Annotated in this window: 9 protein-coding genes; 5 read left to right on the top strand and 4 right to left on the bottom strand. The window is 70.4% G+C overall.

Translation table 11 applies throughout. The features are described 5' to 3' along the window. Nucleotides 1–159 precede the first annotated feature (159 nt). The gene (locus VP06_RS23995) at nucleotides 160–1,203 is read left to right on the top strand and encodes a PAS domain-containing protein (RefSeq protein ID WP_053082009.1); all 1,044 of its coding nucleotides are present in this window, start codon (nucleotides 160–162) and stop codon (nucleotides 1,201–1,203) included. On the opposite strand, the gene VP06_RS23990 is transcribed toward VP06_RS23995, so the two are convergent. The 4 genes from VP06_RS23990 to VP06_RS23975 are packed head-to-tail and all read right to left on the bottom strand — an operon-like array spanning nucleotide 1,175 to nucleotide 4,768. Continuing rightward, on the bottom strand, nucleotides 1,175–1,639 hold the full coding sequence (locus VP06_RS23990) for a DUF3237 domain-containing protein (protein ID WP_048466318.1): 465 nt from the start codon (nucleotides 1,637–1,639) through the stop codon (nucleotides 1,175–1,177). The genes VP06_RS23995 and VP06_RS23990 overlap by 29 nt on opposite strands. Next, complete coding sequence (locus tag VP06_RS23985) at nucleotides 1,636–2,856, bottom strand: ABC transporter substrate-binding protein (protein ID WP_048466321.1); 1,221 nt, start codon at nucleotides 2,854–2,856, stop codon at nucleotides 1,636–1,638. Before VP06_RS23985 ends, VP06_RS23990 begins: the two co-directional genes overlap by 4 nt. Before the next feature lie 14 nt (nucleotides 2,857–2,870). Next, on the bottom strand, nucleotides 2,871–3,752 hold the full coding sequence (locus VP06_RS23980) for a beta-keto acid cleavage family enzyme (RefSeq protein WP_048466317.1): 882 nt from the start codon (nucleotides 3,750–3,752) through the stop codon (nucleotides 2,871–2,873). Between the two features lie 32 nt (nucleotides 3,753–3,784). Next, a complete protein-coding gene (locus VP06_RS23975; protein ID WP_048466316.1) occupies nucleotides 3,785–4,768 on the bottom strand; it encodes a 3-hydroxyacyl-CoA dehydrogenase NAD-binding domain-containing protein in 984 nt (327 codons plus the stop codon). Between the two features lie 138 nt (nucleotides 4,769–4,906). Here VP06_RS23975 and VP06_RS23970 point away from each other — a divergent pair, with 138 nt between their 5' ends. The 4 genes from VP06_RS23970 (at nucleotide 4,907) to VP06_RS23955 (ending at nucleotide 9,468) form a co-directional block, all read left to right on the top strand. Then, nucleotides 4,907–5,698 carry a crotonase/enoyl-CoA hydratase family protein gene (locus VP06_RS23970; protein WP_048466315.1) on the top strand — a complete coding sequence of 264 codons (792 nt, stop codon included), beginning with the start codon at nucleotides 4,907–4,909 and terminating at the stop codon, nucleotides 5,696–5,698. Nucleotides 5,699–5,985: 287 nt separating this feature from the next. Further along, complete coding sequence (locus VP06_RS23965; RefSeq protein ID WP_048466314.1) at nucleotides 5,986–7,200, top strand: ABC transporter substrate-binding protein; 1,215 nt, start codon at nucleotides 5,986–5,988, stop codon at nucleotides 7,198–7,200. Between the two features lie 4 nt (nucleotides 7,201–7,204). After that, nucleotides 7,205–9,013: a feruloyl-CoA synthase gene (locus tag VP06_RS23960; protein ID WP_156295739.1), complete on the top strand. Its 1,809-nt coding sequence runs from the start codon at nucleotides 7,205–7,207 to the stop codon at nucleotides 9,011–9,013. Continuing rightward, on the top strand, nucleotides 9,010–9,468 hold the full coding sequence (locus tag VP06_RS23955; RefSeq protein WP_245291291.1) for an acyl-CoA thioesterase: 459 nt from the start codon (nucleotides 9,010–9,012) through the stop codon (nucleotides 9,466–9,468). Before VP06_RS23960 ends, VP06_RS23955 begins: the two co-directional genes overlap by 4 nt. Nucleotides 9,469–9,701 lie beyond the last annotated feature (233 nt).

Below are 9,701 nucleotides of genomic sequence, written 5' to 3'. Positions count from 1 at the left end.
CCCGAGATCGAAGGGATGCGTCGGCATCTTCGGCTGTCGGTATAAGTATTTGTTTTATCGTGAGTTTCCGTTGCGACATCCGCTTAGCGCCCGATGAGCCAGCATCCTCCCGTCCCGCATGGGGCTCCGAGACCGGCGGACCTCGCGCCCCGCGATTTCATGCGCCTGATCGAGGCGTTCGGCCTCACCGGGGCATGGCGCTGGGATTTCATCTCGGGCCGGCAGGTCTGGTCGTCCGGGCTCTACCGCCTGCTCGGGCTGCCGGAGGGGGAGACGGCGAGCTACGAGCGGCTGCACGGTCTCGTCCACCCGGCCGATCGTGACGTGCTGGAGGATGCCGCCCAGATCGTCCATGCCGGGATCATCGGCAGCCACACGGTCCGGCTGATCCGCCCGGACGGGACGGCGCGCATCGTGGTGAGCCGCGGCGAGGTCTTCTTCAGCCCCGAGGGGCGCCCGGTCGCGGCGACGGGCGTGCTCCTCGACGTGACCGACCGCGAGCGCCTGGCCGAGCTGCATCGCCTGGAGCAGCAGCGCCGGTCCAGCCTGGCGCAGCAGGCGCAGGTTTTCATCCATACCGAGCCGAGCCTGCCGCCGACCGAGTACGGATCCGAATTCCTCGCCCTCGTCGGTCTGCGCCGCGAGGAGGTGCGGGCGGACTGGCTCGCACCGATCGTCCCGGAGGAACGGCCGCGCTGGCGCGACGAGCTGCCCCGCCTCGCCGCGGCGGAGCGGCCGTTCAGCGTCACGCCGACCCTGCGCCTGGCCGGGGGCGGGGCCGCACCGTTCCGCATGATGATGGTCCCGTTTCGGGACGGTCCTCTGCGCGAGGGGCTTGCGCGCGACGGCCCCGCCGATCCGGTCTCCTGGACCGTCGTCATCACGCCGCGTGAGGGCGAGGCGGATCTCCCGCCGGAGCACCCGTCGCACCGGGTCGAGCCGGCGGTCGCGGGCTGCCACCTGCGGGCGGCCCGCGGCCTCCTGGACTGGACCCTCAACGACCTCGCCCGGGAGAGCGGCGTCTCGCTCTCCACCGTGCGGCGCCTGGAGGAGGATTCCGAAGGGCCGGCCTCGCGCTCGCGCCCCCACGTCCTGGAGGCCCTGCGCAAGGCCGGAATCGTCTTCACCCTGGTCGAGGGCGGCATGGTGGCGGTGGCCCGGGCGGAGGGCGACGTCACCCCACCCGGTACACGCTCAGGCTGACATGATCCGGCGCCCGCGCGCCGGTGGCGAGGAACAGGCTGGTCTGCATCCAGGCGAGATGCGGGGAAGCGGTCTCGAACCGGGGCGCGGTGCGGAAGTAGATCAGGCCGGGATCGACCGGCTCGCCCCGGCGCAGGCGCTCGAGCGCCTCCGGTGGCCCGAAGCGCAGGCCGGTATTCTCGACATAGACCAGCGCCCCGCCCTCGGCCTCGATCACGTAGCGGGCATGGAGCCGGGTCAGCCCATCGCCCGCGATGGTCTGGTAATCGGCGCCGCCCGGCATGACCCGGCCGGTGAGCCCTGGGCCCGTCACCGTGCCGCCCTGAATGGCGATGACCCGCCGGCTGCCGGCCGTCGTGACGCCCACCTCGACCGGGTCCGCCACCATGATGCGAGCATCGAAGACATGGGTGAGGGTGGGGGCAGGAAGCGTCATGGCTGACCCTTCACCAGGGGGCAGTCGCTGTCCGAGAGCGGCCGGAACGCCTCGTCGCCGGGCAGTGTCGCGACGCGCTCCATCACGTCCCACTCTCCCTTCGACTCCTCCGGGCGCTTGACCCGGAACAGCGAGACCTCGCGGATCACCCGCCCGTCCGGCCGCAGGCGCCCGCCCTTCGTCATGACGTCGTCGATCGGCATCTCGCGCATCTTGGCCATCACCGGCCCGGCCGCGTCCGTGCCGGCGGCCTTCACCGCCTTGAGGTAGTGCGTCACCGCCGAATAGACGCCCGCCTGGTAGCTGTTCGGCATCGCCTTCTGGCGATCGTAGAACCGCTTGGCGAAGGTGCGGGTGGCCTCGTCGGTATCCCAGTAGAACGCCTCCGCGAGATAGAGGCCGCCCGCGACCGCGAGGCCCAGCGCATGGACGTCGACCGCCGTCATGTAGAAGCCGGCGAGCTTCTGCCTGCCGCCGAGGACCCCGAACTCGGATGCCTGCTTGACCGCGTTGATCGCGTCGCCGCCGACATTGAACAGCGCGATCACCCCGGCGCCGGAGGCTTGCGCCTGGAGGATCTGCGACGACAGGTCGGGCGAGAGCAGGGGGTGGAAGACTTGGCCCACGACCTTGCCGCCGCCGGCCGTCACCACCGGGGTCACGTCGGCGACGAAGGATTTTCCGAGCGTGATGTCGGCGACGACGTAGAACCAGGTCTTCTCGCCCGCCTGCACCAGGGGCTTGGCGATGGCGCGGGAGAGCGCGTGGGTGTCGATGACCCAGAGCGCGCCGTTGGGCGAGCATTGCGCCCCGGTGATCACCGTCGAGCCCGATCCCGTGATGAGCGCGAGGCGTCCCTTCTCCCGCGCGAGGGCCTGGACGCCGAGCGCCACCGCCGAGTTGCCGAGGTCGGTGATCATGTCGACCCCCTCGACATCGTACCAGCGCCGGGCGAGCGTGCTCGCCACGTCCGGCTTGCTCTGGTGGTCGGCGGCGACGATTTCGATCGGCTTGCCCAGGACGGTCGCGCCGAAATCCTCGACCGCCAGGCGCGCGGCGGTGACGCTGCCGGTGCCGTAATTGTCCGACATCGCCGTCGACATGTCGGCGAGGACGCCGATCTTGACGCGATCGCCGGAGACGGCGCCCTCCGCCCGGATTGATGCGGGGGCGAAGGCGATCAGGCTCGCCAGCAGGGCGGAGCGGAGGGCGCGCATCGTCATCCCTCCCGTCAGACGGCCTTGAGGCCGAGGATGTCCCGGGCCTCGGCCGGGCTCGCCGGCTCGTGGTTCAGCTCCTTGATGATCCGCACCGTCCGGGCGACGAGCTGCTCGTTGGTGGCGAGCTGGCCGCGGGAATAGTAGTTGTTGTCCTCCAGCCCGACCCGGACATGGCCGCCGAGCAGGATCGCCTGCGTCGTCGCCGGCAGCTGCGCCGGGCCGATGCCGGAGACGCAGAAGATCGATTGCGGCGGCAGCATCCGGATCATCGCCGCCAGGATGTCGTGCGAGTAGGGCATCGCGCCCTGGAAGCCCTTGTCGGCGCCCAGCACCATGTTGATGTAGTAGGGCGGCTTGTCGTAGCCCTTCTCGATCAGCCGGGTCACGTCCTGAAGGATGTGCTGGGGGCCGAACACCTCCCATTCCGGCTTGATGCCGCGCTCCTGCATGCGCTTGGCCAGGGCTTCGCAGCGGCTCGGCGTCGTCACCACCAGGATCTCGCGGCCGCCATGCACGTCCGCGAAGGTCATGCCGTCGAAGGTCGCCATCTCGGCCCCGGCCTCGCAGCCCTTCAGCCGCTCCTCGAAGCTCGATTCGAACAGCCCGTCGGGGCGCGGCACCAGCATGTCGCCGCTCGACCCGCCGCCGGTCGAGTTGTTGAGGATGATGTCGCAGCGCTCGCGGATGCGCCGGTTGATGTCGCGGTAGATCCCGTCGTTGCAGGTCGCCTCGTCGTCGGGCCGGCGGGCGTGGAGCGCCGCGATCGCCGCGCCCTCCTTCCAGGACTTGTGCACCGATTCGGCGATTTCGGCCGGCTGGGTCGGCAGGTTGGGGTTCTGCGCCTTCGACGCCATGCCGCCGGTCGGCGCCACCGTCACGATCACCTTGGCCATGTTGTCCTCCCTTTGGTTGGTTGAGACGGGGGTCACAGGAGGTCCGGCACCGCGCGCTTCTGCCGGACAAGGTCGACGAGGAGCCGGTCGCGCTCGGCCACCATCGCGTCGAGGTCGCGCCCTGCCAGCGCCTCGTCGAGGCCGCGGACCAGGCTCTGCTTCAGCTCGGGGGTCAGGCGCGGGTCGCCGAGATCGGCCCACATCGCCTCCATGAGGGGCCCGAGATGGTCGAGGGTGTGGGCCAGACCCTGAGGGCCGCCCGAGAGGTGGTTGAGCAGGCACGGTCCCATCAGGGCCCAGCGCAGGCCCGGCCCGTGCGCGATGGCGGCGTCGATGTCGGCCACCGTGGCCGCGCCCGAGCCGACGAGGTGGAACGCCTCGCGCCAGAGCGCCGCCTGGAGCCGGTTGGCGACATGGCCGACGAGTTCGCGCCGCAGGCGGATCGGCCGCTTGCCGAGGCTCTCGTAGAAGGTGATCGCCGCCGCGATGGCGCCCTCGTCGGTCCGCTCTCCGCCCAGCACCTCGACCAGCGGCACGAGGTGGGGCGGGTTGAAGGGATGGCCGAGCACCACCCGGCCGGGGAAGCGGCAGGCGGTTTGCACCGCGCTCGGCGTCAGGCCCGAGGAGCTGGTCGCCAGCACCACGTCGGGCGCGGCCGCCGCGTCGAGGCGCGCGAAGGTCTCGCGCTTGATCTCCAGGCGCTCGGGCCCGTTCTCCTGCACGAAATCGGCGTCGGCCGCCGCCTCTTCCGGCTCGGACGCGACGGTCAGTCGCTCGGGTGAAGCGCCGGGGGCCAAGCCGATCGCTTCCAGGACCGGCCAGTGCCGGGCGACCATCTCGCGCAGGCGGTTCTCGGCGCCGGGGGCCGGATCGGTGGCGGTCACGTCGAGGCCGCGGGCCAGACACAGCGATACCCACGACGCCCCGATGACGCCGGTGCCGATCACCGCCACCCGTTTGATGGCCGTGCGGTACCCGGAATCCGGACCTTTCGCCCGTTCGCTCGCGTGGTTCATCGCGGCGCCCTCCCTGATCGAGTCGCTGTCAGGGCTTGCCGCCCGATTGACCCGTTGAGATAGTTATATCACATTACAAATCAGGTTTGGCAATCCGGCGCGAACAGGCCGGAGCGAGAATCGGAGAGGAGCGCCGATATGGCGGAGGACCTGTCGGGCCTCGGCACCGAGTCCCTGGTCGTGACGCGGCGGGACGCGGTGGCGATCGTCACCCTGAACCGCCCGCACAAGCGCAACGCCCTCGACGACGGCATGGTGCTGGGCCTGGAGCGCATCGCCCGGGGGCTGCCGGACGACGTGCGCGCCCTGGTGATCGCGGCGGAAGGCCCGCATTTCTGCTCCGGGCTCGATCTCGCCGAATTGACCGAGCGCGACGCGCCCGCCGGGATGCTGCATTCGCGGATGTGGCACCGGGCCTTCCACGAGATCGAGTTCGGCCGGGTCCCGGTGGTGGCGGCGCTCAAAGGCGCGGTGATCGGCGGCGGGCTGGAACTGGCGCTGTCGGCCCATCTGCGGGTGGCCGAATCCTCCGCCTTCTACGCCCTGCCGGAGGGCCAGCGCGGCATCTTCGTCGGCGGCGGCGCCTCGGTGCGGCTGCCGCGGCTGATCGGCGTCTCGCGGATGCGCGACATGATGCTGACCGGCCGCGTCCACGACGCCGAGAGCGGCGAGCGGCTGGGCCTGTCGCACTACGTGACGCCGGCAGGGGAGGGGCTGGAGCGAGCGATCCAGCTCGCCGTCCGGGCGGCCGAGAACGCGCCGCTGACGAACTACGCTCTCATCCACGCCCTGCCCCGCATCGCCGAGGCCGACCCCGCGACCGGCTACCTCACCGAGGCGCTGATGACCGCAGTGGCCCAGAGCGACGCCGAGGCGAAGCGCCGGCTGGCGGAGTTCCTGGAGGGGCGGGCGAAGAAGGTGAAGGAGTAATACCAACGGTCGAAAGAAAACGACCTTTGGTGCCGTTCTCCGATTTTTTGCTAAGCCTTTGGCTTAGTATCAAAAATTTGAGATGGTTCATCGACCCGATGCGTCAGCATCTTGGGCCAATGGGATAGGCGCCCCATCACCTCTCCACGTCCTGCTTCCCTCCGCGTCATCCCGGGCTCCGTGCCGCCCCGGGATGACCCTGAGACAAGGCGAAGACAACACGCCGACATTCCCACACAGACTCCCATGAGCCGGCACCAAGACCGGTCCACCCCCCGGAGGAAACCATGCCCCGTCGCCCCATCCGCCGGCTCGCCCCGGCGCTCGCTGCCCTCCTGTCCCTCCTCGGTTCCGCCGCCGCCGCCGAGCGGCCGGTGAAGATCGGCATCCTCAACGACATGTCGGGCCCTTACGCCGACTATCAGGGCCAGGGCTCGGTCATCGCCGCCCAGCTCGCCATCGAGGATTTCGCCAAACAGGCCGGGCGGCCGGTGGAACTCGTCTCGGCCGACCACCAGAACAAGACCGATATCGGCGCCTCGATCGCCCGGCGCTGGTTCGACCAGGACGGCGTCGACCTGATCGTCGACGTGCCGAACTCCGCCGTGGCGCTGGCGGTGGCGAACCTAGCCCGGGAGAAGAACAAGGTCTTCATCGGCTCGGGAGCCGGTACCGCCGAGCTGACCGGCAAGCAATGCTCGCCCAACACCGTGCACTGGACCTACGACACCTGGTCGCTCGGCCATGCTCTCGCGAAAGCGCTGGTGCAGCAGGGCGGGAAATCCTGGTACTTCCTCACCGCCGACTACACCTTCGGCAAGGACCTCGAAGGCTCGGCCGCCGAGGAGGTGAAGGCGACGGGCGGCAGCGTGAAGGGGGCGTCGCGCCATCCCCTCGGCACCGCCGACTTCTCGTCCTTCCTGCTCCAGGCGCAAGCGTCGGGCGCCGACGTGATCGGGCTGGCCAATGCCGGCGACGACACCTCGAACGCCTTGAAGCAGGCGGCGGAATTCGGCATCGCCCCGGCCCAGCGCCTCGCCGGGCTGATCCTCAACATCACCAACATGCCGGCGCTCGGCCTCAAGGCGACGCAGGGCGTCTACATCGTCACGCCGTATTACTGGGACCTCAACGACGGCACCCGGGCCTTCGCGGCGCGCTACGCCGCCCGTCACCCGCGCCACGCCATGCCGAACGACATGCAGGCCGGCGTCTACTCGGCGGTGGAGCACTACCTGAAGACCCTCGCCACCGTGAAGGATGCGGGCGACGGCCGAACGGTCGTGGCGGCCATGAAGGCGATGCCGACCGACGATCCGATCTTCGGCGCCGGCCGCATCCGCGAGGACGGGCGCAAGCTCCACCCGATGTACCTGCTGACCACCAAGACGCCCGCCGAGAGCAAGGGCGGCTGGGACTATTTCAAGCCGGTCCGCACCGTGCCGGCGGAAGAAGCCTGGCGTCCGCTCTCCGAGGGCGGCTGTCCGCTGGTGAAGGGGTGAGACGATGGAGACGCATCGTTTCGTCGAACGCGGCGACGGCAGCCTGCTCGTCACCGCGACGGCGGCTTTGCCGCCTTACCCCGACCGCCTCACCGCCCATCTGACGCGCCATGCCGCCGAGGCGCCGGACAGGCCGTTCCTGGTCCGGCGCGGCCCCGACGGGGCCTTCGACGCCCTGACCTACGGGGCGGCGCGTCAGACCGTCGAGCGGATCGCCGCCGCCCTGCTCGCCCGGACCCTCTCGGCCGAGCGGCCGGTGATGATCCTGTCCGGCAACGGCTTCGAGCACGCGCTCCTGTCGCTCGCCGCCCTCCATGTCGGCATCGCGGTGGCGCCGGTCTCGCCGGCCTATTCGACTGTGTCGCAGGACCATGCCCGCCTGCGGGCGATCGTGGACCTGCTCACCCCCGGCCTCGTCTTCGCGGCGGAAGGGGCGGTCTACGCTCCCGCGATCGCCGCGGCCGTGCCCTCGGGCACCGAGGTGGTGATCGCCGACGGCGCGGCGATCGGCCGGCCCGCGACGCCGTTCGCGGCGCTGATGCAGTGGGAGGATCCCGAATCCGTGGCCGCCGCCCATGCGGCGGTCGAGCCCGGCACGGTGGGAAAGCTCCTGTTCACCTCCGGCTCGACCGGCGTGCCGAAGGCGGTGGTGAACACCCACCGGATGCTCGGCGCCAACCAGGCGATGCTCCAGGCGCGGTTTCCCGGGCTCACCGCCGCGCCGCCGGTGATGGTCGACTGGCTGCCCTGGCACCACACCTTCGGCGGCAACCACAACTTCAACCTGGTGCTGGCGAATGGCGGCACCCTGCATATCGACGAGGGAAGGCCGACCCCCGGCGGCATCCGGGAGACCGTGCGGGCGTTGCGGGAGGTGGCCCCGACGCTCTACCTCACGGTGCCCAAGGGCTTCGAGGCGCTGGTGCCGCACCTGCGCGACGATGCCGACCTGCGCCGGAACTTCTTCAGCCGGCTCCAGGTCACCTTCTTCGCCGCGGCTGGCCTGCCGCAGCCGGTCTGGGACGCCATCGACGACCTCGCCCGCCAGACGATCGGCCGGACGGTGCCGATGGTGACGGGCCTGGGCGCCACCGAGACCGCGCCGCTGGCCCTCGTCACCGACGATCGCCCGGCCAAGGCCGGCCAGGTCGGCCTGCCGGCCCCGGGTGTCACGCTGAAGGTCGCGCCCGTGGGAACGAAGCGCGAGGCGCGGGTGCGCGGTCCCAACGTCACCCCAGGCTACTGGCGCCGGCCGGACCTGACCGCGGCGGCCTTCGACGAGGAGGGGTTCTATCGCCTCGGCGACGCCCTGGTGCCGGTCGATCCCGACGACCTCCACCGCGGCTTCACCTTCGACGGTCGCCTCAACGAGGATTTCAAGCTCACCACCGGGGTCTGGGTCAGCGTCGGTCCCCTGCGCGCCGCCTTCCTCGACGCCTTCCAGCCGCTGGTGCGCGACGTCGCCATCGCGGGCGAGGCCCGGGACGAGGTCGCCGCCCTGGTCTTCCCCGACATCGCCGCCTGCCGGGCCTTGTCCGGCGAGACCGGCAGCGACGACGCCGTCCTCGCCCATCCGGTGCTGCGGCGGGACCTGGCCCGGCGCCTCGCCGCCTTCGCCGGCAAGGCCACCGGCTCGTCGAACCGCATCGCCCGGCTCCTGCTCCTCGCCGAACCTCCGGCCCTCGACCGCGACGAGGTGACCGACAAGGGCTCGATCAACCAGCGCGGCGTGCTGCGCAACCGGGCCGACGCCGTCGCCCGCCTCTATGCCGCATCGCTCGACCCCGCCCTCATCACCCCGGAGACGGCATGACCGCACCCGAGACCCAGGCCATGGACCACGAGGGCTTCACCCACGCCCGCACCCTGACGGTGGAATGGGGCCAGTGCGACCCCGCCGGCATCGTGTTCAACCCGCGCTTCTTCGACTTCTTCGACTGGTCGACGGCGTTGCTCTGCGAGGCCGCGACCGGGCTGCCGAAGGCCGGGATGCTCGCCCGCTACGACCTCCTCGGCATCCCGCTGGTCGAGACCGGTGCCCGCTTTCTCAAGCCCTCGCGCTACGGCGACCGGATCGAGATCGTCTCGACGGTGGTCGATACCGGCCGGTCGAGCTTTGCCGTGCGCCACCGCCTGCTCAATGCCGGCGCTCTCGCCGTCGAGGGCCGCGAGCGCCGGGTCTGGGCCGGCCGCCACCCCGACGACCCGACCCGGATGAAGGCGGCGCCGATCCCGGAGGATCTGGTGCGGCGGTTCCGGGGGGAATGAACCGCAAAGACCATCTAATACCAACGGCCCAAGATGCTGACGCATCGGGCCGTTGACCCATCTCGAATTTTCGATGTCAAGCCAGAGGCTTGGCGAAAATTCGAGAACAGAACCAAAGGTCGTTTTCAACGACCGTTGGTATAAGCAGATTTCGCCGAAGTGGTTGCCGGTTCGGCGATAAAAATCTACGACAAAACAAGAACCTAAGCGGGCGAAGCGTTGGCCTGCCGACG

The organism is Methylobacterium aquaticum, assembly GCF_001043915.1.
GTDB classification, from domain to species: domain Bacteria; phylum Pseudomonadota; class Alphaproteobacteria; order Rhizobiales; family Beijerinckiaceae; genus Methylobacterium; species Methylobacterium aquaticum.
Note: the sequence above shows the minus strand (reverse complement) of the source record. Positions and strands in the feature narration are given on the sequence as shown.